Source organism: Streptomyces sp. RLA123 (assembly GCF_056270165.1).
The window spans coordinates 6998876-7023409 of the sequence record NZ_JBWDOR010000003.1 but is presented as its reverse complement, the minus strand read 5'-3'; the positions used below and the strand labels follow the sequence as shown (position 1 = coordinate 7023409).

The following is a 24534-nucleotide window of genomic DNA, read 5'->3' as shown; positions in this document are numbered from 1 at the left end:
CGGGCGCTACGAAGCTCTCTCCCCCCGGCCGCCCCCGTCGGACGCGCATCGTGCCCCCCGCCGCGAGCTACGGACCGGCCGCGCAGGGTGACCGGACCGTACGGCGTGCGTCCCTTCAGGATTTCCCCGGGGTGGACGGCGACGACGGGCCCGGCGCTGCGGGCCCGCAGGCCTCCGGGTACGGGCTCTCCGCGTTGCACTGGAGCGGCGGGGCCACGATCGCGCAGTGGTGGTGGAGGGGCGGCAGCTCCTTCGCGGCCGAGTCCGGCTCCTGCGGGCTCTCCTTCAGCACGTCGGAACGGATGAAGGTCCATGCCAGCACCGATCCCACCACGAGCAGCCCGGCGCAGACCATGACGGCGAGGCGGAAACCGTGCCCGAAGGCGGCCGGGTTCTCGTAGTCGTCACCGGACAGCCCCACCACCAGCGGCAGGGCGGCCACGGACAGCAGGCCGGCCGCCCGGGCGACCGCGTTGTTCACGCCGGAGGCGGTGCCCGCGTGCCGCACGTCGGCCGCCCCGAGGACGGTCGCGGTCAGCGGGGCCACCGTGCAGGCGAGGCCGAGCCCGAAGACGCACACCGCCGGGAGGACGTCCGCCACGTACGAGGCGTGGGCGCCAATGCGCAGCATCAGCAGCAGTCCCACGGCGGAGACCGCGGGGCCGACCGTCATGGGGATGCGCGGGCCGATCCGCTCGGCCAGCCGCCCGGAGCGTTCGGACAGCGCGAGCATGATGATCGTGATCGGCAGCAGCGCCGACCCGGACGCCAGCGGGGAGAACCTGGCCTCGGTCTGCAGCTCCAGCACCAGGAAGAAGAAGACGCCGCCGAGCGCGGCGTAGACGGCGAAGGTCACCAGGTTCGCGGCGGTGAACTGGCGGTTGGCGAAGAGGCCGGGCGGCAGCATGGGATGGCTGCTGCGCCGTTCCGTCCACACGAAGCCGGCCAGCGCCGCCAGACCCAGGAAGCCGGAGATCCCGACGGCTGTCAGGTCGGCCCGGTGCCCGCCCGCGCCGATCAGCGCGTACGTGATGCCGGCGAGCCCCACCGCGCCGAGCACGGCTCCCGCCACGTCGAAGTCGCCGGTGGCGGACTCGTCCCGGCTCTCCGGGACATGCCGCGACGACACCGCGAGCACGAGTGCGGCGAGCGGCAGGTTGATGAAGAAGACCCAGCGCCAGCTGACGGAGTCCACCAGCCAGCCGCCCAGCAGCGGCCCGAGCGCCCCGGCGATGCCGCCGAGGCCCGACCACACGCCGATCGCGCGGGCCCGGTCCTCGGAGGCGAAGGACGACTGGATCAGCGCGAGCGATCCCGGCGTCAGCAGCGCGCCGCCGACTCCCTGGAGGGCGCGGGCGGCGATCAGCACGTGGATGTCGGGCGCCAGGCCGCACATCAGGGAGGCCAGCGCGAACCACACCGTGCCGATCAGGAAGATCTTGCGCCGCCCGAAGCGGTCCCCGAGGGAGCCGCCGAGCAGGATGAGCGCGGCCAGGGTGAGGGTGTAGGCGTTGACGGTCCACTGGAGCCCCGCCAGGGAGGCGCCGAGGTCGCGGCCGATGGTGGGGAGCGCGACGTTGACGACGGTGCCGTCGAGGAAGGTCATGCCCGATCCGAGGACGACGGCGACCAGCACCCACCGTCCCGCCGGCTCTCCGAGCGTCAGCCCACCGGCCCGCCCCGTCGCGCGCGCGGCTTCCGTCATCGCAGCCTCCGGCCGTCCCCGCTGGTCTTCCCCGAGGCTACCCCGCGAACGCCGCCCTCGCGTGGCCGATGACGATCTCCGAGCGCGGGAATCCGGGGCCGCGGGGGGCGTTGAAGCCAGGGTGACATCGCCACCGCCGCCCGTGCTTCCGCCGTCCTTCCGGCTCTCGCTCCTCGACCGGTCCCCGGTGCGCGAAGGGCAGGAGCCCGCGCAGGCGTTGCGCGACACCGTGTGGCTGGCGCGGCGGGCCGAGGAACTGGGCTACCACCGCTTCTGGGTGTCCGAGCACCACGGGGTGCCGCGACACCGTGTGGCTGGCGCGGCGGGCCGAGGAACTGGGCTACCACCGCTTCTGGGTGTCCGAGCACCACGGGGTGCCGGGAGTGGCGGGCTCGGCGCCGTCCGTGCTGGCCGCGGCGATCGCGGGGGCGACGTCCCGGATCAGGGTGGGCACGGGCGGGGTGATGCTGCCCAATCACCGGCCCCTGGTGGTCGCGGAGCAGTTCGGGGTGCTGGAGTCGCTGTTCCCCGGGCGGATCGACATGGGGCTGGGCCGCTCGGTGGGCTTCACCGACGGGGTGCGGAAGGCGCTGGGCCGGGACGCGAGCGCGGCGGACGACTTCGCGGGGCTGCTGACCGAGCTGCTGGGCTACTTCACCGGCAGCCCGGGCGGGGGCACCGCCGTGCACGCCCGTCCGCCGGAGGGCCTGCGCGTACCGGTGTTCGTCCTGGCCACCGGCTCGGGGGCGGCGCAGGCCGCGGCCTTCGGGCTGCCGCTGGTGATCGCGGGCCGTGACGAAGGGCGGATGCGCGCGGCGATCGACCGGTACCGCGCCGATTTCCGGCCCTCGGAGTGGGCGGCCCGGCCCTACGTGGTGGTCTCCACGCCGGTCGCGGTCGCGGCGACCACCGAGGCGGCACGCCGGCTGCTGGTCTCCGAGGCATGGTCGGCCGCGTACGCGCGCAGCCACGGGGAGTTCCCGCCGCTGGGGCCGCCGGAGGCGATCCTCGCGGGCCCCATGACCGCGCGCGAACGCGACCACTTCGAGGAGTCGCTGGCGGGCGGCATCCACGGCACGGAGGCCGGGGCCGGAGCGGCGCTGGCAGGGCTGGTCGCCCGCACCGGCGCGGACGAGGTCCTGGTCAGCACGGCCGGGTACGACCGGGACGCCCTGCTGGACTCCCACCGCCGGCTGGCCCGGCTGGCCGGCCTCGGTGCGGACCGGCGGCCCTCGGGCGCGGGCGCGCCGCCGGCCTAGGCGCGTTGCGAAAGTCCCTCTCCGGCTACCGCCGGGAGGTGCACCCGCGCCGCATTGTCGGATCGTCCGGGCAGCCCGCACACGCCGACCACGGGGGCGGCTGTGAGCCGTGCGAGGCACCGCGTCGTCCACCGGGGGGACCCGCCCTCCGGGCGGCCCGCGCTCCTCGCGCAACACGCCCTGGCGGGCGGTCGACAGGCCCGCGGGAGCCGGCCCAGGGGCGTAAGGAAGTCCCTCCCCCGGCTACCGCCGGGAGGTCCACCCGCGCCGCGTTGTCCGGATCACCCGACAGCCCGACCACGCCGACCACGGGGGCGGCAGTGAGCCGTGCGAGGCACCGCGTCGTCCACCGGGGGGACCCGCCCTCCGGGCGGTCAACAGGCCGGGGAATAGCGGCCGTTGCGGGCGTGCCGCGCGTCCGGGCAACCGGCGGGCCCGCCACCGATGAGTTCTCCGTCCCTGGGCGGTCTCCCTTGCCGACCGTACTTTCGCGAAGGTGGACCGATGACCGATCTGCACGACATCCTCAACGCGTACGTCGCCGACGGAACCGTTCCGGGGGCGGTGGGCCTGGTGGCCCGCGGCGACCGGACCGAGGTGGCGGCCGTCGGCTCGGCCGGGATCGCCGGCATCGCCGACACGGCGCCGGCCCCGATGGCCCGGGACTCCGTCTTCCGCATCGCCTCCGTCTCCAAGCCGGTCACGGCCGCGGCCGTCATGACGCTGCTCGACGACGGGCGGCTCGCACTCGACGACCCGGTGGCGAAGTGGCTGCCGGAACTGGCGTCGCCCGTGGTCGTCCGGACCCCGAACAGCCCGGTGGACGACGTGGTCCCGGCCGCACGCGCGATCACCGTGGCCGATCTGCTGGACGCCCGGGCCGGATACGGCTTCCCCTCCGACTTCTCGCTCCCCGCGGTGGCTCCGCTGTTCGCCGAGCTGAAGCAGGGGCCGCCGATGCCCCAGCACGTCGCGGAGCCGGACGCGTGGATGGCCGCGCTGTCGCGCATCCCGCTGTTGCGGCAGCCGGGCGAGGCCTGGCTGTACAACACCACGTCCGACATCCAGGGCGTGCTGATCGCCCGGGTCTCGGGGCGGTCGCTGCCGGAGTTCCTGGCGGAGCGGATCTTCGAGCCGCTCGGCATGGCGGACACCGGCTTCGCGGTGCCCCCGGGCGACCTCGGCCGGTTCACCGGCTACTACCGGGCCGACCACCCGGGCGGGCTGCAGCTCGTCGACGCGCCGGACGGGCAGTGGAGCACCGTGCCCGCGTTCCCCTCGGGCGCAGGAGGACTGGTGTCGACCGCCGACGACCTGCACGCCTTCGCCCGCATGCTGCTCGGCGGCGGCAGCACGGGCAGCCGGCGGGTGCTGTCGCCGGAGTCGGTGCGGCTGATGACGACCGACCGCCTGACACCCGCCCAGCGGGAGGCGAGCCCGCTGTTCCTGGGGGGCCAGAGCTGGGGGTTCGGCGGATCGGTGGACGTCGCGGCCGTCGACCCGTGGAACGTGCCGGGCCGCTACGGCTGGGTCGGCGGCACCGGCACGGCGGCGCACATCGTGCCGTCGACCGGCGCGGTCACCGTGCTCCTCACCCAGCGGGAGCTGGCCGGGCCCACCCCGCCCGCGCTGATGCGCGACTTCTGGCGCTACGCCGCGGGGCACTGAGGCCGCCGCGGCTCCCGCGGTTCAGTTGTCGTACGGGTGGGTGGGGCTCGACTCCAGCGTGTGGGTGAACAGGGCGAACTCCACCAGCCCGTCGGCGTTGGTGGTCACGCTCGGCGGGCGAGTGCCGGGGTAGCGGGAGGCGATGAGATCGGCGACGCGGTGGGCGGTCGCCGCGTCGGCCGCGGCGATGCGCACATAGGCGACGCCGGGTTCGTACAGCGGTCCGAAGTCCTCGGCCATGGTGATACTCCCCTTGTCCCGTCCGTCCGGCGGATCACCGCCGGAGACAGCCCGTTGGTCGCCGCGGTTGCCCGCGCGGGCCGTTTTCACTCGAAGTAGTCATCCGGGAGGCCTCAGGACAGCAGGAAGTCCGCCTGTCCGTCCTTCGCGCCCTGGATGAACATCTTGATCTCGAGGTCCGTGTAGATGAGCGCCGGCCCGTCGGGGTCGGTGGACTGCCGCAGCGCGACTCTGCCGTCCGCCAGTTTCATGGCTTCCACGCAACTTCCCCCGTTGCCGCCGCTCCACGGCTTGTGCCAGCCCTCGGTTCCGAGGTCCTGGGCACGCATGCCGTTGTATATGCGGTCGTCCATGTGTGTCAGATCTCCTTGCGGATGCCATCGAGGATGGCTGCGGTGCTGTGTGCGGGCGAGGCTTGCGCGCACATCCGGTCCAGGGCCTCGAGGAAGAGCGACACGTCGTCCCGGTCGTCCAGGTAGGCGGCGCCGACCAGGCTCTCGGTGAAGACGACGTCCGGCAGTTCCTGGATCTGGAACCGGAAGATGTGGAAGGGCCCGTACATCGCGGGGTGCGGGCCGGCGGTGAAGGGCATGATCTGCAGCCGCACGTAAGGGAGTTCACACGCCGCCACAAGTCGTTCGAGCTGGGCGCGCATGACGTCCGCGCCGCCGATGGGACGCCGCAGCACGGTCTCGTCCATCACCACCCACAGCAGCGGCGCTCCGGGCCGGCACAGCAGCGCCTGGCGCTCCAGCCGCAGGGCGACGGCGCGTTCGGTCTCGGCGGCCGACGCGTGCGGGCTGCCGGCCCGGAGCACGGCGCGGGCGTACTCCTCGGTCTGCAGCAGGCCGGGGACGTAGTGCGGCTCGTAGGCGCGGATCGTGCCGGCTTCGGCCTCGAGACTGACGAACGCGCTGAACCAGGTGGGCAGGACATCGCGGTAGCGGTGCCACCAGCCGGGCCGGTTGCCCTCCCGGGCGAGGTCGGTGAAGGCGTCGGCCTCGGCCTGCGGCACGCCGTAGAGGCCGAGCAGTTTCTCGACGTACGGGATACGGAGGCCGACCTCGGCCTTCTCCATGCGGCGGACGGTGGCGTGCGTGACGTCGAGGGCCCGCGCGGCCTGCTCGTACGAGAGCCCGGCCTTCTCCCGCAGGTGGTGGAGGCGCTTGCCGAGGATGACGCGCAGGACGGTCGGCGCTCCGCCGGCCCTGGCCTCAGCCACGATCCCTCTCTCCCATGGCAGCAGTGTGCCATGTCAGGAATGGAACCGACACCCTGTATTGGCGATTATGCAATTTGCAGAATGGCCCTTGCCTTCTGTGCACGCTCTGGCCATAGTTATCGGTGTGCTTCATGCCCTCAGCGCCCGGGACACCTTCCGGCTTCGCCTTCCGGCGCACGCCTCGTCGGTCGGGATCGCCCGCCGCCAAGTGCGGTCGACGCTGGGCCACTGGGGCCTGGAGGCACTCGGGGACGACGCGGGGCTCGTCGTCACGGAACTGTTCACCAACGCCGTGCTGCACAGCGGGAGCGAGCATGTCGCCTGTGCGCTGTGGACCGCGGGCGGACTGCTGCACGTGGAGATCGTCGACGAGGGGCGCGGTGACGCCGGCCCGCTGAGCCGCCGGGCCGCGGACGCCGACGAGAACGGCCGCGGACTCGCCCTCGTCGCCCATTTGGCCGAAGGCTGGGGTGTCAAACCGCCCACTCGCGGTACAGGCCGCGCGGTGTGGGCGACCCTTGCCTGCGCGCGCGGCGGGGCCTCCCGGCGCACGGGCTGACACCGGGCCGCGACCCGCGCCCCGGGCGCGTCGCGGCCAATTGGATGGTGGCGCCCTCCGGGCGGGCTTACGCTGGGGTTCGACGGAACGGCCCCTGGGCGAGCACCACCCACCCACGGCCTCCGCCCCGGGAGGAGCCCGCCCACCGCGGCCCCCGCCCGGTTCCGCAACCGGCGCCACCGCGTCCGCTCAGCCCATCAGCCCGACCGGGCGTAGGCGTCCGGCAGCGGCCGGGCCCGGCGTCCGGCTCACCCGACACGAAGGAGTGCGCGGTGACACCCGAGAAGTCAAAGCGGAACCAGCTCCCCAAGGAGCCTGACGATCAGCCCAACCCGCAGCGGGAGGTGCGCAATCTGGATGTCTGGGCCAGGTCCGCGCCGATCCGTCTCGCCGGGTACGAGGACGATCTGAACGAGCTGCACATCCTGCGCAGCATCGACTGACTCTTCGTCAGATCTGGTTCCGGGCCGTACGGGCAGCGACGCCCGTGCGGCCCTTCCGTTCGCCGCGAGGCCGGCGTTTCATCCGCCGCCCTGGCCGTTCGGCGGCCTGATGGCGTACAGCTCCAGCACCGCGGGCGGCTCCGCGAGCCCCGGGCCGCCGGCGCGCACCCAGGACGTGATGTCCTCCACGGCACCGGGGTCGTTGACGAGTCCGAGCCAGACGGGACGGCCGCCCGCCGCGCGCCCGCGGGGCGACGGCTGGACGACCACGACGTTGGCCTGCTCGCACACGTCGAGGCAGTCGGTGACCCGCACCCGGCACACCCCGTCGAGCGCGTCCTCGAGACCGGCCAACTGGGCCGCGTGGTCGACGCCGGGGACCTTCTCCGTGCCGCAGCAGCAGTCGCGGCAGACGCTGACCGTGCAGACGCCGTGACGGCCCGGCAAAGCGGAGGGAGTGGACGGGAGGGACCGGGCTCCCCTGGCCGGCGGGGCGCTCACGCGAGCGTGATCCGCACGCCCACCGTGCCCTCGCGGCCCCGGCGCAGTCGGCTGCCGAAGAGGATGATCCGGCCCGCCAGCCCGTACTTGCGGGCGACGAGCGAGCGGTAGCGCTCGGTGTCCTGCGCTCCCACGATCTCGGCGCGGGCGGGCACCTGATCCCCCGTCGGATTACCGCGCGGATCGCACGGGCCGATCAGGACGTCCGCGCGGTTGCGGATCCGCTTGACCTTGCCGGAGTCGGCGGCCGTCCACGCCCCCAGGGCGTCGCCGTCGCGCACCACCCACACCGGGGTCGGCACGGTGCGGCCGTCCCGGCGGTAGGTCGTGACCAGGAGGTACTTTCCGGCCGCGAGGCGGGCGGTCCCGCTGTCCTCGATCATGCCCCCAGATTACGCGGGCAGCGCCGCCGCGGCAGTGGCCGGGCCGACGGAAAGGAGGGACTTGCCGAGGCACACACTGAGCGGACTGTCCTTGTAGTGACCGAACTTGGCGACCGGCGTGTAGCCGCACGAGGTGTAGAGCGCGATCGCCTCGGGCTGCATCGTGCCGGTCTCCAGCACCATGCGGGTGCGGCCGGCGGCGGCCGCGTCGCGCTCCAGTTCCGCGAGCATGCGCCGGGCCAGGCCCTTGCCGCGGGCCTGCGGGACGACGTACATGCGCTTGAGTTCGGCGTCGCCGTCCGCGAAGCCCTCCGGCGAGGCGTCCTGGGCCCGCCAGCCGCCGGTCGCGGCGGGCGCGTCGTCGAGGTAACCGAGCAGGAAGCGGCCGTACGGGGCGTCGAACTGCGTGACGTCCACCGGGGTGTCGTCGGGGCCGCCGTAGCGCTCCACGTACTCCTGCTGGACCTGCGCGGTCAGCAGCACGGCGTCGGGGTGGTCGTAGCCAGTCATCCGGATCTGCACCCGCATATCGTACGTGCGTACGGAACGTGTCCGGCGGGAGCGGACCCGCCGGACGGTATCGTCCCGGTCATGCTCACCGTGACGACCGTGAATGTGAACGGGCTGCGCGCCGCGGCCAAGAAGGGGTTCCTGCCCTGGCTGGAGGCCACCTCCGCCGACGTGGTGTGCCTCCAGGAGGTGCGCGCGGAGCCCGGCCAGCTGCCGGAGGAGGTCCGCGCGCCGCAGGGCTGGCACGTGGTGCACGCCCCCGCGGCGGCCAAGGGGCGGGCCGGGGTCTCGGTGTACTCGCGCCAGGAGCCCGAGGCGGTGCGGATCGGCTTCGGCTCGCAGGAGTTCGACGGGTCCGGCCGCTACACGGAGATCGATCTGCCCGGGATCACGGTCGCCAGCCTCTACCTGCCCTCCGGCGAGGTCGGCACGGAGCGGCAGACGGAGAAGGAACGCTTCATGGAGGAGTTCCTCGCCCACCTGGCCACGCTCCGCGAGAAGAGCGCCGCCGGCGGCCGCGAGGCGCTCGTCTGCGGCGACTGGAACATCGCGCACACCGAGCGCGACCTGCGCAACTGGCGTGCCAACCAGAAGAACGCGGGCTTCCTGCCGGAGGAGCGCGCCTGGCTGTCGCGGCTGTACGACGAGGGCGGCTGGACCGATGTCGTCCGCCGGCTCCACCCCGAGGGCGAGGGCCCGTACAGCTGGTGGTCGTACCGCGGCCGGGCCTTCGACAACGACAGCGGCTGGCGCATCGACCTGCACGTGGCCACCCGCGGGCTCGCCGCCCGCGCCGCCTCGGCCCGCGTCGAGCGCGCGGCCACCCATCCCGAGCGCTGGTCGGACCACGCGCCGGTCACGGTCGTGTACGCCCCCGCGTAGCCGCCCGCGCCCCGGCACCCACGGCGGGCGGGGCGGCATGGCGGGCGGCGGCCGTATCGTCTAGGCATCAGCCGTCGTCTCCGAGGAGTCCGCATGACGCCCCCCGTCGTCCACTCGCTGCGTGAGCAGATCCGCGAGTACATCGTGGAGGGCATCGTCAGCGGGCGCTGGAAGCCGGGCGAGCGGATCGTCGAGCGCGGCATCGCGGTCGAGCTGGAGGTGAGCCAGACGCCGGTGCGCGAGGCGCTGCGCGAGCTGGAGGTCATGCGGCTGATCGAGTCGGCGCCGAACAAGGGCGTACGGGTGCGCAGCATGACGGCGGCCGACCTGGAGGAGATCTACCCGGTGCGGGCCGGCCTGGAGCAGATCGCCGCCGAACTGGCGGCGCCCCGGCTGCGGACGGACCTGTCGCTCCTGGAGGCCGAGGTCGCCCTGCTGCACGCCGCCGACCGGGACGGGGACGGTCAGGCGCAGGTGCGGCACACCGTCGCCTTCCACCGGGAGCTGGTCCGCGCGTCCGGCAACAGCGTGCTGCTGCACACCTGGGAGTCACTGGGCATCGAGGTCTGGACGGCGTTGTCGATCCGCTGGCTCGGAACCCGGCAGCAGGCGTACGCCGAGGAGCACCAGCAGGTCGTGGAGGTCTTCCGGCGCGGCGACCCGCGCGTGGGCGAGCTGGTGAGGGAACACGTGCTCGGGTGTGCGCCACGCACCTAGGCACCATCGGGCGCGTTCCTCCGGATGCATACTTCTGTGACACGCGCCACAACCATTTGATCGATCATCGATCAGAACTATGCTGGAAGCGGCCCCGCCCCGAACCAGTTGGAAGGCGGTCACCGATGACCGACGCCACGCCGAGCACACCCGCTCACCTGCCCGACCCCGACCCCGAGGAGACCGGCGAATGGGCCGCCTCCCTGGACGCGGTCAGTCATGCCGCCGGCCCGCACCGCGCCGCGTACCTGATGCGCCGCACGCTGGACCACGCCCGGGCCTCGGGGCTCGACGTGCCCAGTCCGCTGGAGACGGCGTACGTCAACACCATCGCGACGGCCGATGAGCCGGAACTGCCGGGCGACCCGGAGATGGAACGCCGTATCGCCGGCTGGAACCGGTGGAACGCGGCCGCGATGGTGACCCGCGGCAGCCGGCAGGGACTGGGCGGCCATATCGCCACCTTCGCCTCCGCGGCCTGGCTGTACGAGACCGGCTTCAACCACTTCTTCCACGGCAAGCAGGCGCCGGGCGCCGCGCTGTCCGGCGACTCGCGGCCCGCTTCCGGCGACCAGCTCTACATCCAGGGCCACGCCTCCCCCGGCATCTACGCCCGCGCCTTCCTGGACGGCCGGCTCACCGAGGCCGACCTGGACCACTTCCGGCAGGAAGCGGGCGGCAACGGCCTGCCCTCGTACCCGCACCCGCGCCGGCTGCCGTGGCTGTGGGAGTTCCCCACGGTCTCGATGGGTCTCGGCCCGCTGAGCGCCATCCACCAGGCGCGCTTCAACCGCTACCTGCACCACCGCGGCATCAAGGACACCTCCGCCTCGCACGTGTGGGCGTTCCTCGGCGACGGCGAGATGGACGAGCCCGAGTCGACCGCGGCCCTGGCGCTCGCCGGCCGCGAGGGGCTGGACAACCTCACGTTCGTCATCAACTGCAACCTCCAGCGGCTCGACGGCCCGGTGCGCGCCAACTTCAAGATCGTGCAGGAGCTGGAGGCCCAGTTCCGCGCGGCCGGCTGGAACGTCGTCAAGTCGCTGTGGGGCTCCGCCTGGGACGACCTGTTCGCCCTGGACACCACCGGCGCCCTGGTGCGGCGGCTGCGCGAGGTCCCGGACGGCCAGTTCCAGACGTACGCCACCCGCGACGCCGCGTACATCCGCGAGCACTTCTTCGGCGCCGACCCGGCACTCGTCGAGATGGCCCGCCTGCTGACCGACGCGAAGATCGCCGAGTGCTTCCACACCTCCCGCGGCGGCCACGAGCCGCGCAAGGTGTACGCGGCCTACCGTGCCGCGGTCGAGCACAAGGGCGCGCCCACCGTGATCCTCGCCCAGACGGTCAAGGGCTGGACGCTCGGCCCCGGCTTCGAGTCGCGCAACGCCAACCACCAGATGAAGAAGCTCTCCGGCGAGCAGTTCCGCGCGATGCGGGACCTGCTGGAGCTGCCGATCCCGGACAGCACCCTCGACACCGACCTGGTGCCCTACATCCACCCGGGCCCGAACTCGCCCGAGGTGCGCTACCTCCAGGAGCGCCGCGCAGCCCTCGGCGGCCCCGCCCCGGCCCGTACCGTGCATCCCGTGGCGCTGCCCGAGCCGCCGGCGAAGGCCTTCGAGTCGCTGGCCAAGGGCTCCGGCGGTCAGGAGATCGCCACCACCATGGCGCTGGTCCGGCTGGTGAAGGACCTGATGCGGGACAAGGAGACCGGCCGCCGCTGGGTACCCATCGTCCCCGACGAGGCACGCACGTTCGGCATGGAGTCGCTCTTCCCGAGCGCCGGCATCTACTCGCCGCTCGGCCAGACCTACGACCCGGTCGACCGCGACATGCTGATGTACTACAGGGAGGCCAAGGACGGCCAGGTCCTCAACGAGGGGATCACCGAGGCCGGTTCGATGGCCGAGTTCACAGCCGCGGCGACCGCCTACGCCACGCACGGCGAGCCCATGATCCCGCTGTACATCTTCTACTCGATGTTCGGCTGGCAGCGCACCGCGGACCAGATGTGGGCCCTGGGCGACCAGCTCGGCCGCGGCTTCCTGGTCGGCGCGACCGCCGGGCGCACCACCATGACCGGCGAGGGCCTCCAGCACGCGGACGGGCACTCGCACCTGATCGCCTCCACCAACCCGGCGGCGGTCGCCTACGACCCGGCGTTCGCGTACGAGCTGGGCGTGATCGTCCGCGACGGACTGCGGCGCATGTTCGGGCCGGACGCCGAGGACGTCTTCTACTACCTCACGGTCTACAACGAGACCAAGACGCAGCCGCCGATGCCCGACGCCCCCGGCGTCGAGGAGGGCATCGTCAACGGCCTGTACCGCTTCCGCGAGGCCGGAACCGCCGGGCTGCCCGGCGACGCCCCGCGCCTGCAACTGCTCGCGTCGGGCACCGCGATCCACTGGGCGCTGGAGGCCCAGCGGCTGCTGGCCGCCGAGTGGGGCGTGGCGGCGGACGTCTGGTCGGCCACCTCGTGGACCGAGCTGCGCCGCGGCGGTCTGGCGTACGACGCGGCCCGGCTGCGCGGCGAGGAGCCCGCGCTGCCGCATGTCGCCCGGGTCCTGGAGGGCGCCCCCGGTCCGGTGCTCGCCGTGAGCGACTGGATGCGCGCGGTCCCGGACCAGATCAGCCAGTGGGTGCCGCAGGACTGGTACTCCCTCGGCACCGACGGCTTCGGTCTCTCCGACACCCGCGAGGCGGCGCGGCGCCACTTCGGCGTCGACCCGCAGTCGGTCGTCGTGGCGGCGCTCGCGGCGCTGGCCGCGCGCGGTGAGGTCAAGCGGGAGTCGGTCGAGGAGGCCCGCGAGCGGTACGGACTGTAGGCCGCAGGGGGCCTTTCGCCCCGCCCGAAGCCCCCGTGCGCCCCGGCGCGCACGGGGGCTTCGGCGTAACCGTGGACGCTCCGTGCGCGCTTCCGGCGCGCCGATGCCGCTACCGGCCCGCAAGACCGGGCCGGCCGAGCCGCTGAAGGCGCTGCGCCACCGCGGTCCGCTGACGATGTCGCTCACCGCGCGCTGCTACCGACCGGGCGTTCCTCACCGTGCTCGGCTGCGCCCCGTTCCCGATGGCCTCGGCGCCATCCAGCGCGGCCTGGCCTTCGCCGGCTGGGGCGCCCTCGCCCCGCGCCATCGAAATCCGGTCGAAATCCATCCGAAGCGGACGTATGGTGGCCGGACGGTGCGGTTCGCCGGGGGACGCGGCCACCGTGCTCTTCATGATCGTCACGCAGGCGCGCCGGAGGCGGCCATGGCGGACCCCAAGGGCTTTCTCACCACCCCTCGCCGTACTCCCGAACGGCGCCCGGTGGACGAGCGGGTGCAGGACTGGCAGGAGGTGTACACGGGCCAGAGCCTGCTGCCGATCGTCTCCGCCCAGGCGGGCCGGTGCATGGACTGCGGCATCCCGTTCTGCCACGCCGCCTGCCCGCTGGGGAACATGATCCCGGACTGGAACGACCTGGTCTTCCGCGAGGACTGGGCCGCGGCGTGCGAGCACCTGCACGCCACCAACAACTTCCCCGAGTTCACGGGCCGGCTCTGCCCGGCGCCCTGCGAGAGCGCCTGCGTCCTCACGATCAACGCCGACCCCGTCACGATCAAGAACGTCGAGGTGGCGATCGCCGACCGGGCGTGGGCCGACGGCCTCGCCGTCCCCCTCCCCCCGGAGCGGCACACCGGCCGCACCGTGGCCGTCGTCGGGTCGGGGCCCGCAGGACTGGCCGCCGCGCAGCAGCTCACCCGGGTCGGCCACACGGTCACGGTGTACGAGCGCGACGACCGGCTCGGCGGCCTCCTCCGGTACGGGATCCCGGAGTTCAAGATGGAGAAGCACCATCTGGACCAGCGGCTGTGCCAGATGCGGGCCGAGGGCACCCGCTTCCGCTGCGGCGCCGACGTCGGCGGCGACCTCGACGCGCACCGGGTGATCGCCGAGCACGACGCGGTACTGCTCGCGGTGGGCGCCCGCGCCTGGCGCGAACTTCCGGTACCGGGACGCGAGTTGACGGGCATCCACCAGGCCATGGACTACCTGACGCTGGCCAACCGGGTGTGCGAGGGCGATCTCGCCGTGTCACCGCTCAGCGCGGAGGGCAAGGACGTGGTGATCGTCGGCGGCGGGGACACCGGCGCCGACTGCCTGGGGACCGTGCTGCGCCAGCACGCCGCGTCCGTGGTCCAGCTCGACATCAATCCCCTGCCGGGCGGGGACCGCCCCGAGCACGAACCCTGGCCGGTCTACCCCCGGGTCTTCCGGATCTCCCCCGCCCACGAGGAGGCCCGGGTGCTGGGCCGCCGTGAGCACTGGGACACCGCCGAGCACGGCTGTGTCCCGCTGCCCGGGCCGCAGGGCGACATCCGGGTCTTCTCCGCCTCCACGTTCCGCTTCGAGGGGGACGACGACGGGCAGGTCGCCTCGCTGCACCTCGTCGGTGTGGAGCCCACCGGGCGGCGTCCCCGGGCCGGCACCGAGCGGGTCGTCCCGGCCCAGATGGTGCTGCTCGCCCTGGGCTTCTCCGGCCCCGAGCACGACGCCGGCGTCGTCCCGCAACTGGGCCTGGAACTCGACGCGCGCGGCCGGATCGCCCGCGACGCGGCCTTCGCCACCACCGTGGAGAAGGTCTTCGTCGCGGGCGACGCCGGACGCGGTCAGTCGCTGATCGTCTGGGCCATCGCCGAGGGCCGCTCGGCGGCGGCGGCCGTGGACCGCGCGCTGCGCGGGACGACCTGCCTGCCGGCGCCGATCACGCCGACGGACCAGCCGCTGGTGGTGTGACGGGCGCGAAGCGCGGGCGCGGCTCGAAGCCCGCCGCGCGGTAGACGTCGTCGATCAGGCGCATCGACTCCACCGCGTCGTCGGCGTCGGTGGCCACCCGGGTCCCGCCGCGCACCAGGTCGGCGAAGGCCTCCAGCTGGTACGTGTACGAGGTACGCCGGCCCAGCTCCTCCACCCGCTCGCCCTCCGCCGTCCGCACCGTCAGCCGGTCGTCCAGGTGCGGCAGGACGAAGTTGGCCACGGTCGCCTCGCCCAGGCTGCCGACGACGCGCATGCTCATGTCCTCGGTCGCCGCGTCCATGTTGCAGCGCGCCGTTCCGGTGGCGCCGCCGGGGAAGACCAGGTCGGCCTCGATCCACTCGTCCACGCCGGGCATGCCGGCGCGCTCGCCGCCACGGGCGGCCGCCAGGCGCGGTGCCCCGCCGCCCCAGGGGGCGAGGGCGCGGTGGGCGTGCAGGGCGTAGCAGCCGAGGTCCATCATCGCGCCGCCGGCGAGCTCCAGCGACCAGCGGGGGTCGGTGTCCGGCGGGGCGGGGATGTTCACCGTGGCCTCGACGTGCCGCAGCTCGCCGAGCTCGCCGGTCTCCAGCAGCTCGTGCAGGCGCCGGACCACGGGGTGGTACAGGTTGTGGAACGCCTCCATGAAGGCGACGCCCGCCTTGGCGGCGGCGTCCCGGACCTCGATCGCCTCCTCCAGGTTGCTGGCGGAGGGCTTCTCGGTGAGGACGTGCTTGCCCGCCGCGATGGCGGCGAGGTTCCACGGCCCGTGCAGGCCGTTGGCGAGCGGGTTGTAGATCGCCTCGATCTCGGGGTCGGCGATCAGGTCGGCGTAGGAGTCGTGGACCCGCTCGACGCCGTGGGCGGCGGCGAACTCCTCGGCCCGGCCGCGGTCGCGGGCGGCGACCGCGACCAGGCGGTGGCCGGTGATGCGGGCGGGGTCGACAATGGCGCGCTCGGCGATGCGGGCGGCGCCGAGCACTCCGATGCGCAGGGGTTCGGTGCTCATGCGGTACGTACCTCTTCCATCCGTACGGGTCGGCGGTCGCGCAGTGACAGCGTGCAGGCTTCGGCGATCCAGCCCGCCTCGACCGCGTCCGCGACGCTACACGGCGACGGCCGGCGCCCCGCCACCACCTCGGTGAAAGCGGCGAGCTCGGCCCGGTAGGCGGCGCGGAAGCGGTCCATGAAGAAGTGGTGCGGGGGCCCGGCGGGGAAGCGGGCGCCGGGCTCGACGGAACGCAGCGGCAGCCCGTCCTCGAGGCCCACCGCGATGCTGTCCTTCGTTCCGTGCGGCTCCATCCGGACGTCGTAACCGCGCGGGTTGTGGCGGCTGTTGGAGATCAGGACGAGCGTGCCGTCGTCGAGTGTGAGCACGGCCGCCGTGGTGTCGGCGTCGCCGGCGGCGGCGATGTGATCGGCGCCGCGGTTGCCGCCCGCCGCGTACACCTCGGTGACCTCGCGGCCGGTCACCCAGCGCACGATGTCGAAGTCGTGGACCGAGCAGTCGCGGAAGATGCCGCCGGAGACGGCGACGTAGGCGGCCGGCGGCGGCTCGGGGTCCAGGGTGGTGGAGCGCACGGTGTGCAGGAGCCCCAGCTCACCGGCGGCGACGGCCTCCCGCGCGGCGGCGAAGCCCGCGTCGAAGCGCCGGTTGTAGCCGATCTGGACGGGGACGCCGCTGTCCTGGACGGCGCGCAGCACATCGGCGCTCTCCCCGATCGTGCGGGCGACCGGCTTCTCGCAGAAGACGGGCACACCCGCCTCGACCGCGGCCAGGATGAGCCGGGGGTGCGCGTCCGTCGCGGCCGCGACGACGATCCCGTCGACGCCCGAGGCGAGCACCTCCTCCGGCGAGGCGGCGATCTCGGCGCCGTGCCGGGTGGCGACGGCCTCGGCCGCGGCGGCGAGCGGATCGGTGACGACCAGGGACTCCACGACGGGCAGCGCGGCCAGGGTCTCCGCATGGAGGGCCGCGATCCGGCCGAGGCCCATCAGGCCGATGCGCATGGGTGGTTGCTCCTTGGGACGGCGGACGGCGGACGGCGGACGGCGAGGGCGAGGGCGAGGCGGGGGAAGCGGGGGGAGGCGGCCGGGGTCAGTCCAGGCCGCCGAGGACGTTCTGGTCCCAGTCGAGGACCGATCCGGTGACCACACCGCTGCGGTCGGACAGCAGCAGCACGACGAAGTCGGCGATCTCGTCGGCCCGCCCGAGCCTGCCCATGGGAAGCCGGCGGCCCGCCTCCTCGCGCCCCGGCGCCACCGCCGCCTACCTGGTCGGGCAGTGGCTCGGCGACCGGCCCGGCAATGTGCTGGTGACCATCAGCCGGGGCTTCTTCCGCGGCGAGGAGGAGCGGGAGATGGGGTTCCGCTCCACGCTGCGGGCCCTTCGGCCGCAGCGCGCGCTGGTGGAGATCACGGACAGCGACGGGCTGGACGACACGCTCCGCGAGCTGGTGCTCGACGCGCTGCGCCGCGATCCGGAGATCCGCGCGGTCTACTCGATCGGCGGCGGCAACGTCGCCACCGTGGAGGCCTTCGACGCCCTCGGCCGCGACTGCCGGGTCTTCGTGGCGCACGACCTCGACCAGGACAACACGCGACTGCTGCGCGAGGGCCGCCTGTCGGCGGTGCTCCACCACGACCTGCGCCAGGACATGCGCCATGCCTGCCAGATCGTCATGCAGGCGCACCGCGCGCTGCCGGGCGCCGCGCACGCGTGGCCCTCGCCCATCCAGGTCATCACGCCCCACAACACGCCCATGGCGTTTCCCCGCCCGGACCGCTGACCCGGTCCCCGGCCGGACGGGCCGCGGATCAGGCCCCGGGGGCGACCATGACCCTGGTGTGGAGCATGGGGACGCCCTCGTCCGGGGAGCGGGTGTACGACGTGCGCACCGAGACCACCCGTACGTCGTGGTCGTGCACGGCGATGTCCTGACCGGTCACCGGGATCGGGATCGCCCCGCTGCTCCCCATCACGGCCAGCACCGACTGGCCGGCCCCGTCGGTCCGCTCCCACGCGAACTCCATCGTGTGCCGCACAGGAGTGTCGTGGTAGATGCTCGCCCCGCGGGACAGCTCCTTCTCGCGGTCACTGATGTTCCGCAACGCGGCAGGCATCTGATCCATGGCGTCCGTCCTCTCGTCCCGCGGTCCACCGGTCACTGTCGGCGATTGTCGCCGACCGTGCGGGCGCGCGCCTGCCGAGCCCTCCGGCACCCGGCTCCGCCACTCACCACCGCTGCCACTGCCGGCGACCCGCATCCGGGACGGCGTCCCGGACGGCCGGCGTCTTCTGGACGGCCTGGCGGCTCACCCCGAGGGCGTCGGGCGATGTCGGACCGGGAGACGCCCTGCCTGCCGGACGAGTCCCCGCATCAGCTCGCGCCGTTCGGCGGCGAACCGAGGCGAGACGGGCGTGGTGGACGGCCTGCGCCCGCACCTCCCTGATCCGCTCGAAGGCGCGATCGTGCGCGGAAAGGTCCTTGGTGTCGGCCATGCCGCGATGACGACAACCCCCCGTTGTCACAGGCCCGTCCGTCATGCGTCGCGGAACCGGGGGCGCGGATCCATACTGTACGTATAGTTCATACAGGAGGTTCCTCATGACATCGATCAGCGCGGACACCGGCGCCCGCGATTCCGGCACCTTCGTCATCGGCGGCGACCTGCCGGTGCACCGCCTGGGGTACGGCACCATGCAGCTCACCGGCGAAGGAGTCTGGGGCGACCCGCGGGACCCGGCGGAAGCGGTGCGTGTCCTGCGGCGCGCGGTGGAGCTCGGGGTCACGTTCATCGACACCGCCGACGCCTACGGGCCGTTCACCGCCGACCTGCTGCTGCACAAGGCGCTGCACCCGTACCCCGACGACCTGGCGATCGCCACGAAGGTCGGATTCGTGCGGACCGGGCCGGGCGTGTGGGTCCCGGTCGGCCGGCCGGCGTACCTGCGCCAGCAGGTGGAACTCAGCCTGCGTCACCTCGGGGTGGAGCGGATCGACCTGCTCCAGCTGCACCGCATCGACCCCGAGGTCCCGGTCGCCGACCAGGTCGGCGAGCTCGCCGCGCTCCAGCAGGAGGGCAAGATCCGGCACATCGGGCTCAGCGAGGTGAGCACCGGCGACATCGAGGAGGCCGCGCGGACGGCCCGGATCGTGTCCGTGCAGAACCGCTTCAACCTGGCCGACCGCGCCGCCGAGGACGTGCTCGCGTACGCGGAGCAGCAAGACATGGCCTTCATCCCCTGGTTCCCGCTGGCCACCGGAGAGCTCGCCAAGCCGGGCGGCCCCCTGGAGCGGATCGCCGCCGACCAGGGCGCCTCCCCGTCGCAGCTCGCGCTCGCATGGCTGCTGAAGCGCTCTGCCAACATGCTGCCGATCCCGGGCACGTCCAGCGTCACCCACCTGGAGGACAACATCGCGGCAGCCGGACTCACCCTGACCGACGCGCAGTTCGACGCACTGACCGCGGCCGTCTGACCACCGCGGCCGGAGAGAGCGGGAATCATGAGCAGCTGGTTCATCACCGGCGCCTCACGGGGCCTCGGCGCCGAGATCGCCCGCGCCGCCCTGGAGGCGGGACACGTCGTCGCGGCCACCGCACGTGATCCACAGGCCGTGCGGCGTTTCTTCCCCGACGCGGGCGACGCGCTCCTCGCGCTGCCGCTCGACGTCACCGACGAAGGGCAGGCGCGGGCTGCCGTCGAGGCGGCGGCCACGCGCTTCGGCGGCATCGACGTCCTGGTCAACAACGCCGGCCGGGGCGTGCTCGGCGCGGTCGAGGAGATCTCCGACGCGGCGGCCAAGGCGGTCTACGAGACGAATGTGTTCGGCACCCTCAATGTGCTGCGCGCCGCCCTGCCGGGGATGCGCGCGCGCCGCTCGGGGCACATCCTCAACATCAGTTCCGTGGGCGGCTTCACCGCCACGCCCGGCTGGGGCGTCTACGCCTCCACGAAGTTCGCCGTGGAGGGCCTGTCCGAGGCACTCGCCGGCGAGGTCGGGCCGCTGGGCATCCGGGTGACGATCGTGGAGCCGGGCCGCTTCCGGACCGACTTCCTCGACAGTTCGAGCCTGCACACCGAGTCCCACCTGATCGAGGACTACGCCTCCACCGCCGGCGGCACGCGCGACACGGCCCCGGAGCACAACCACACCCAGCCCGGTGACCCCGTGAAGGCCGCCCGCATCATCGTCGGCCTGGGGGGCAGCGACAAGGCGCCGCTGCGCCTCCAGTTGGGGCCCGACAGCGTCGAACGGATCGAGGCCAAGCTGCACTCGATGGCGGACGAGCTGGAGCGGTGGCGCCCGGTGGCCACCAGTACGGATCACGACGATGTCGCTGCCACCGGCTGAGCCGTACCCCCACCCCGCGGTCCCCGCCCCCTCGGTGCACCCGCGCAGCGTCCGGGCGCGGGAGGCGGTCCTGGCCGCGGCCGCCGACCTGCTCGCCGAGGGCGGGCTGTCGGCGGCCACGGTCGACGCGGTCAGCGCCCGGTCGGGCGTCAGCAAGATGACCATCTACAAGCACTGGCCCTCGCGCACCGCCGTCGCCGCCGAGGCCTTCGGCCGTCGGATGGCGGACGCGATCCCGCTGCCCGACAGCGGGGACGCGACGGCCGATCTGTGCGAACAGGTGCGCCGCGTCAGCGGGTTCTTCTCCGGCGACAGCGGCAGGGTCTTCCGCCAGCTGCTGGCCGCCTGCGCCACCGACCCCGGCGGGGCACCCTATTTCCGCGCCTATTTCCTTCAGGCCCGACGCGAGGCCGTCGCCGCGTTGTGGGAGCGCCTCGTCGCCGAGGGCAGGGCCAGGCCCGGGGTCACCGCGGGCACCGCGACCGATCTGCTCTTCGGACCGCTCGTCTTCCGTCTGATGACCGGTCACGCCCCGCTCGACGCGGAGGAGGCCGAGGCCGTCGCACGTGCCGCGCTGCACGGGCTGCTGGCGGACGGCGCCTGAGGCGGCCGTACAGGCGCGCGCCGGGGGCGTGTCAGCGCGCGGTCAGCGCCCTGTCAGCGGGGAAGGGCAGCCTTCGGGTCATGGACACCATGACCGGGGACCGGATCCGCCTCAGCCGACGCCCCACGTCGGACACCGCCTCCGACGCCACCCCCTCCGCCTCGGACGCCGCGCCGGGCACCATGGGCGCCTTCGCGCGGTTCACCCTGTGCGGCGGCGGTGTGGGGCTGGCGTCCTCTTGGGTGCTGGTCCTGCTGTCCGGGCCGATGCCCTTCGCGGTGGCGAACGCCGTGGTGACGGCGGCCTCGACCGTGCTGACGACGGAGCTGCACGCGCGGCTCACGTTCAGGAGCGGGCGCGCCGGGTGGCGGGCACACGCGCAGTCGGCGCTGACGGTCGTGGTGTGCTGGCTGTTCACCACGGCCGCGTTGCTCGCGCTTGCGGCGGTGTGCACGGCACCCGGCGTGCTCGTGCGGCAGTCCGTCTACTTGGCGGCCTCCGGTGCCGCCGGGGTCGCGCGCTTCGCGGTGCTGCGGGCGGTGGTCTTCGCGCGGCGCGGCGCCGAGGCGTCCTCGGTGTGGCGCAGGGCCGTGGCGTACATCTCGTCCGGGTCGAGGCGCCGCAGTTCCTCGGCGATGAGCTCCGCGGTGGTGCGCACCATCAGCGCCAGGTGCCGGCTGGGCTGTCCGGGGATGGAGAGGGTGGCCAGCGGGCCTTCCGGGCGGTCGATGTGGATGTCGCCGCCGGCGGTGCGCAGCCGTACGGCGGTGACCACCGGGCCGTCGGTGACGACGCGGTCCACCGCCACCCCCAGCCGGTTGCCGAGCCAGCGCGCGAGGAGTTCGGCGCTGGGGTTGTCCGCCTCGCTCTCCACCACGGCGGACGTGACGGTGACGCGTGCCTGGTCGAGCGCGGCGGCCAGCATGGACCGCCAGGGCGTCAGCCGGGTCCAGGACAGGTCGGTGTCGCCGGGCCGGTAGGAGGCGGCACGGGCGTCGATCTGCTCCAGCGGGCGCTCGACCGCGTACGCGTCGGTGATCCGGCGCTGCGCCAGCGCGCCCAGTGCGTCCTCGGCCGGGTGGTCGGGGGCGTCGACCGGCCACCAGACGACGACGGGCGCGTCGGGCAGCAGCAGCGGCAGCACCACGCTGTGGGCGTGGTCGGCGAGTTCGCCGTGCAGCCGCAGCAGGACGGTCTCACCGGTGCCGGTCTCGCCGCCGACGCGCACCTCGGCGTCCAGGCGGGCGCTCTTGCGCTCGCGCGGGGAGCGGCCGGGCCGCTTGATGACCACCAGGATGCGCGAGGGGTGCTCGCGCGAGGCGTCCGAGGCGGCCTTGAGCGCGTCGTAGTGGTTGCCCTCGTCGGTGACGATGACGAGGGTCAGCACCATGCCGACGGCCGGACTGCCCACGCTCCTGCGGGCGCGCACCAGCGCCGAATTGATCTTGGCCGAGGTGGTGTGGGTGAGGTCGATGTTCATGGCCGGCGCCAGCTCCTGCCGTCTCGTGCGAGCATCTCGTCCGCCGCCTTGGGACCCCAGGTCCCTGCGGTGTACTGCTCGGGCTTGCCCTGCGTGTCCCAGTGCTTCTCGACCGGGTCGAGGATGCGCCAGGACTCCTCCACCTCCTGCGGGCGGGGGAAGAGGTTGGCGTCGCCGAGCAGCACATCCAGGATGAGCCGCTCGTACGCCTCCGGGCTGGACTCGGTGAAGGACTCGCCGTAGGCGAAGTCCATCGACACGTCGCGGATCTCCATCGAGGTGCCGGGCACCTTCGAGCCGAAGCGCACGGTCACACCCTCGTCCGGCTGCACGCGGATGACCAGGGCGTTCTGCCCCAGTTCCTGGGTGTCGGTACGGCTGAACGGCAGGTGCGGGGCGCGCTGGAAGACCACCGCGATCTCCGTGACCCGGCGGCCGAGCCGCTTGCCGGTGCGCAGATAGAAGGGGACGCCCGCCCAGCGGCGGTTGTCGACGCCGAGTTTGACGGCGGCGTAGGTGTCGGTCGTCGAGTCGGGGTCGATGCCCTCCTCCTCCAGGTAGCCGGACACCTCCTCGCCGCCCTGCCAGCCGTGCGCGTACTGCCCGCGCACCGTGTGCTTGCCGAGCTCGGCGGGCAGCTTGACCGCCTGGAGGACCTTGAGCTTCTCCTGCACGAGCGAACTCGCCTCGAAGGAGGCGGGCTCCTCCATGGCGGTCAGCGCCAGCAGTTGCAGCAGGTGGTTCTGGATGACGTCCCGCGCCGCGCCGATCCCGTCGTAGTAGCCGGCCCGGCCGCCGATCCCGATGTCCTCGGCCATCGTGATCTGCACGTGGTCGACGTAACTGCGGTTCCACAGCGGCTCGAACATCGTGTTGGCGAAGCGCAGCGCCAGGATGTTCTGGACCGTCTCCTTGCCCAGGTAGTGGTCGATCCGGAACACCTCGGCGGGCGGGAAGACCTCGTGGACGACGCGGTTGAGCTCCTGCGCGCTGACCAGGTCGTGCCCGAACGGCTTCTCGATCACGGCCCGGCGCCACGAGCCCTCGGGGGCCTCGGACAGCCGGTGCTTCTTCAGCTGCTGCACGACCTGCGGGAAGAACTTCGGCGGCACGGAGAGATAGAAGGCGAAGTTGCCGCTCGTGCCCCGGGCCTTGTCCAGGTCCTCGACCGTGACGCGGAGCTTCTCGAACGCCTCGTCGTCGCCGAAGTCGCCGGGCACGAAGCGCATACCGGCCGCGAGTTCCTGCCACACCTCCTCGCGGAAGGGGGTACGCGCGTGCTCCTTGACGGCGTCGTGCACGACCTGGGCGAAGTCCTCGTCCGCCCAGTCGCGGCGGGCGAAGCCGAGGAGCGAGAAGCCCGGCGGCAGCAGCCCCCGGTTGGCCAGGTCGTAGACGGCGGGCATCAGTTTCTTGCGGGACAGGTCACCGGTCACACCGAAGATCACCAGGCCGGAGGGGCCCGCGATGCGGGGCAGCCGCAGGTCGGATGGATCGCGCAGCGGGTTGATCCAGCTGTCGGTTTCCGTCATGGGTCCACTTCTCTTCGCGGTCCGTCGGGTCGTCGCGGCGCGCGGCATCACGCGGCGCCGAAGAGTTCGAGCAGGTCGGTCTTGCCGAACATGCGAGCGGTGTCGATGGCCGAGGGGGTGCCGGCGGCCGGGTCGGCCCCGGCGTCGAGCAGAGCGCGGACCACCTCGTCCTCGCCCTTGAACACGGCACCGGCCAGGGGGGTCTGGCCGCGGTCGTTGGGACGGTCGGGGTCGGCGCCGTGCCGCAGCAGGGCGGCGACGGTCGCGGCGTGGCCGTGGTAGGCGGCGAGCATCACCAGCGTGTCGCCACGGTCGTTGGTGAGGTTGGCGGGCACACCGGCGTCGACGTAGGCCACCAGGGTCTCGGTTCCGCCCTGACGGGCGAGGTCGAAGACCTTGGCCGCCAGCTGCAGCACCTCGGGATCGTGCGCCGGTTCGGCCTGCGGGGTCGGCTCGCTCATCGTTCCTCACTCGAATGGACGGGGGACTGCGCGGGGTCCGTGTGATCCACCTTATGCAGCGTCAACCACCTTCACACCCGCCGCATGCCCGGTTCCGGCACGATCCACCGGCGGGGACGGTACGAGAAGCCATGGCCGAACCCTGACGACGACGATCACTCGTTCGGGGGACTTCACTGCTCCTTCGGCGGGGCCTGCCACATGACACGCCGGGCGACCGGCAAGGATCACG

25 protein-coding genes and 3 pseudogenes are annotated in these 24534 nt (G+C 73.3%); 13 read left to right on the top strand and 15 right to left on the bottom strand.

Features of this window, described 5'->3' with window-relative positions; translation table 11 throughout:
• Positions 1–115: 115 nt before the first annotated feature.
• On the bottom strand, positions 116–1705 hold the full coding sequence (locus RV983_RS32285; protein WP_475989241.1) for an MFS transporter: 1590 nt from the start codon (positions 1703–1705) through the stop codon (positions 116–118).
• Here RV983_RS32285 and RV983_RS32280 point away from each other — a divergent pair.
• From RV983_RS32280 to RV983_RS32270, 3 genes and pseudogenes are all read left to right on the top strand, one after another.
• Positions 1605–1955 (top strand): annotated as a pseudogene (locus RV983_RS32280) (hypothetical protein); the annotation flags it as partial. The gene RV983_RS32285 and the pseudogene RV983_RS32280 sit on opposite strands and share 101 nt — an antisense overlap.
• Positions 1956–2013: 58 nt before the next feature.
• On the top strand, positions 2014–2964 hold the full coding sequence (locus RV983_RS32275; RefSeq protein WP_475989240.1) for an MsnO8 family LLM class oxidoreductase: 951 nt from the start codon (positions 2014–2016) through the stop codon (positions 2962–2964).
• Positions 2965–3468: 504 nt separating this feature from the next.
• On the top strand, positions 3469–4632 hold the full coding sequence (locus tag RV983_RS32270) for a serine hydrolase domain-containing protein (protein ID WP_475989239.1): 1164 nt from the start codon (positions 3469–3471) through the stop codon (positions 4630–4632).
• A 21-nt stretch (positions 4633–4653) separates the two neighbouring features.
• Here the strand turns inward: RV983_RS32270 and RV983_RS32265 are convergent, their stop codons facing one another.
• From RV983_RS32265 to RV983_RS32255, 3 genes are all read right to left on the bottom strand, one after another.
• Positions 4654–4872, bottom strand: coding sequence for a hypothetical protein (locus RV983_RS32265; RefSeq protein WP_475989238.1), 219 nt, complete (start codon positions 4870–4872; stop codon positions 4654–4656).
• Between the two features lie 113 nt (positions 4873–4985).
• Positions 4986–5225, bottom strand: a complete 240-nt coding sequence (locus RV983_RS32260; protein WP_475989237.1) for a DUF397 domain-containing protein — start codon at positions 5223–5225, stop codon at positions 4986–4988.
• 5 nt (positions 5226–5230) lie between these two features.
• Positions 5231–6094 (bottom strand): helix-turn-helix domain-containing protein, encoded by an 864-nt coding sequence (locus tag RV983_RS32255; protein ID WP_475989236.1) that lies wholly within the window; start codon positions 6092–6094, stop codon positions 5231–5233.
• Between the two features lie 124 nt (positions 6095–6218).
• Here RV983_RS32255 and RV983_RS32250 point away from each other — a divergent pair, with 124 nt between their 5' ends.
• Both RV983_RS32250 and RV983_RS32245 read left to right on the top strand, forming a co-directional pair.
• On the top strand, positions 6219–6653 hold the full coding sequence (locus RV983_RS32250; protein ID WP_475989235.1) for an ATP-binding protein: 435 nt from the start codon (positions 6219–6221) through the stop codon (positions 6651–6653).
• A 272-nt stretch (positions 6654–6925) separates the two neighbouring features.
• Complete coding sequence (locus RV983_RS32245) at positions 6926–7096, top strand: hypothetical protein (RefSeq protein WP_475989234.1); 171 nt, start codon at positions 6926–6928, stop codon at positions 7094–7096.
• Positions 7097–7174: 78 nt separating this feature from the next.
• On the opposite strand, the gene RV983_RS32240 is transcribed toward RV983_RS32245, so the two are convergent.
• From RV983_RS32240 to RV983_RS32230, 3 genes are read right to left on the bottom strand one after another with little or no spacing between them, the layout of a single operon-like run.
• The gene (locus RV983_RS32240) at positions 7175–7543 is read right to left on the bottom strand and encodes a (2Fe-2S) ferredoxin domain-containing protein (RefSeq protein ID WP_475989233.1); all 369 of its coding nucleotides are present in this window, start codon (positions 7541–7543) and stop codon (positions 7175–7177) included.
• Positions 7544–7593: 50 nt separating this feature from the next.
• Complete coding sequence (locus RV983_RS32235; RefSeq protein WP_475989232.1) at positions 7594–7980, bottom strand: PPOX class F420-dependent oxidoreductase; 387 nt, start codon at positions 7978–7980, stop codon at positions 7594–7596.
• A 9-nt stretch (positions 7981–7989) separates the two neighbouring features.
• On the bottom strand, positions 7990–8502 hold the full coding sequence (locus RV983_RS32230) for a GNAT family N-acetyltransferase (RefSeq protein ID WP_475989231.1): 513 nt from the start codon (positions 8500–8502) through the stop codon (positions 7990–7992).
• A gap of 69 nt (positions 8503–8571) precedes the next feature.
• Here RV983_RS32230 and RV983_RS32225 point away from each other — a divergent pair, with 69 nt between their 5' ends.
• The 4 genes from RV983_RS32225 (at position 8572) to RV983_RS32210 (ending at position 14871) form a co-directional block, all read left to right on the top strand.
• Positions 8572–9372 carry an exodeoxyribonuclease III gene (locus RV983_RS32225; protein WP_475989230.1) on the top strand — a complete coding sequence of 267 codons (801 nt, stop codon included), beginning with the start codon at positions 8572–8574 and terminating at the stop codon, positions 9370–9372.
• A 93-nt stretch (positions 9373–9465) separates the two neighbouring features.
• The gene (locus RV983_RS32220) at positions 9466–10089 is read left to right on the top strand and encodes a GntR family transcriptional regulator (protein WP_475989229.1); all 624 of its coding nucleotides are present in this window, start codon (positions 9466–9468) and stop codon (positions 10087–10089) included.
• A 125-nt stretch (positions 10090–10214) separates the two neighbouring features.
• Entirely contained in the window at positions 10215–12920 is a 2706-nt protein-coding gene (gene aceE, locus RV983_RS32215; protein WP_475989228.1) for a pyruvate dehydrogenase (acetyl-transferring), homodimeric type, read from the top strand.
• 424 nt (positions 12921–13344) lie between these two features.
• Positions 13345–14871 carry a glutamate synthase subunit beta gene (locus RV983_RS32210; protein WP_475989227.1) on the top strand — a complete coding sequence of 509 codons (1527 nt, stop codon included), beginning with the start codon at positions 13345–13347 and terminating at the stop codon, positions 14869–14871.
• Here RV983_RS32210 and RV983_RS32205 read toward each other — a convergent pair.
• From RV983_RS32205 to RV983_RS32195, 3 genes and pseudogenes are all read right to left on the bottom strand, one after another.
• On the bottom strand, positions 14840–15877 hold the full coding sequence (locus tag RV983_RS32205; protein ID WP_475989226.1) for a Gfo/Idh/MocA family protein: 1038 nt from the start codon (positions 15875–15877) through the stop codon (positions 14840–14842). The two genes, RV983_RS32210 and RV983_RS32205, sit on opposite strands and share 32 nt — an antisense overlap.
• Entirely contained in the window at positions 15874–16878 is a 1005-nt protein-coding gene (locus RV983_RS32200; protein ID WP_475989225.1) for a Gfo/Idh/MocA family protein, read from the bottom strand. Before RV983_RS32200 ends, RV983_RS32205 begins: the two co-directional genes overlap by 4 nt.
• Before the next feature lie 88 nt (positions 16879–16966).
• A pseudogene (locus RV983_RS32195) lies at positions 16967–17119 on the bottom strand (SDR family oxidoreductase); the annotation flags it as partial.
• 4 nt (positions 17120–17123) lie between these two features.
• Here RV983_RS32195 and RV983_RS32190 point away from each other — a divergent pair.
• Positions 17124–17657: pseudogene (locus RV983_RS32190) on the top strand (substrate-binding domain-containing protein); the annotation flags it as partial.
• A gap of 28 nt (positions 17658–17685) precedes the next feature.
• Here the strand turns inward: RV983_RS32190 and RV983_RS32185 are convergent.
• Entirely contained in the window at positions 17686–18000 is a 315-nt protein-coding gene (locus RV983_RS32185) for a hypothetical protein (RefSeq protein WP_475989224.1), read from the bottom strand.
• Between the two features lie 476 nt (positions 18001–18476).
• Here RV983_RS32185 and RV983_RS32180 point away from each other — a divergent pair, with 476 nt between their 5' ends.
• From RV983_RS32180 to RV983_RS32170, 3 genes are read left to right on the top strand one after another with little or no spacing between them, the layout of a single operon-like run.
• Positions 18477–19349 carry an aldo/keto reductase gene (locus tag RV983_RS32180; RefSeq protein ID WP_475989223.1) on the top strand — a complete coding sequence of 291 codons (873 nt, stop codon included), beginning with the start codon at positions 18477–18479 and terminating at the stop codon, positions 19347–19349.
• Positions 19350–19376: 27 nt separating this feature from the next.
• Positions 19377–20225 carry an oxidoreductase gene (locus RV983_RS32175; RefSeq protein ID WP_475989222.1) on the top strand — a complete coding sequence of 283 codons (849 nt, stop codon included), beginning with the start codon at positions 19377–19379 and terminating at the stop codon, positions 20223–20225.
• Positions 20206–20829 (top strand): TetR/AcrR family transcriptional regulator, encoded by a 624-nt coding sequence (locus RV983_RS32170; RefSeq protein ID WP_475989221.1) that lies wholly within the window; start codon positions 20206–20208, stop codon positions 20827–20829. Before RV983_RS32175 ends, RV983_RS32170 begins: the two co-directional genes overlap by 20 nt.
• A gap of 31 nt (positions 20830–20860) precedes the next feature.
• On the opposite strand, the gene RV983_RS32165 is transcribed toward RV983_RS32170, so the two are convergent.
• The 4 genes from RV983_RS32165 to RV983_RS32150 are packed head-to-tail and all read right to left on the bottom strand — an operon-like array spanning position 20861 to position 24302.
• Entirely contained in the window at positions 20861–21283 is a 423-nt protein-coding gene (locus tag RV983_RS32165) for a hypothetical protein (protein WP_475989220.1), read from the bottom strand.
• Positions 21284–21313: 30 nt separating this feature from the next.
• On the bottom strand, positions 21314–22309 hold the full coding sequence (gene opcA, locus RV983_RS32160; RefSeq protein ID WP_475989219.1) for a glucose-6-phosphate dehydrogenase assembly protein OpcA: 996 nt from the start codon (positions 22307–22309) through the stop codon (positions 21314–21316).
• Positions 22306–23841 (bottom strand): glucose-6-phosphate dehydrogenase, encoded by a 1536-nt coding sequence (gene zwf, locus RV983_RS32155; RefSeq protein WP_475989218.1) that lies wholly within the window; start codon positions 23839–23841, stop codon positions 22306–22308. Before zwf ends, opcA begins: the two co-directional genes overlap by 4 nt.
• Positions 23842–23888: 47 nt before the next feature.
• Positions 23889–24302: an ankyrin repeat domain-containing protein gene (locus tag RV983_RS32150; protein ID WP_475989217.1), complete on the bottom strand. Its 414-nt coding sequence runs from the start codon at positions 24300–24302 to the stop codon at positions 23889–23891.
• Between the last annotated feature and the right edge of the window lie 232 nt (positions 24303–24534).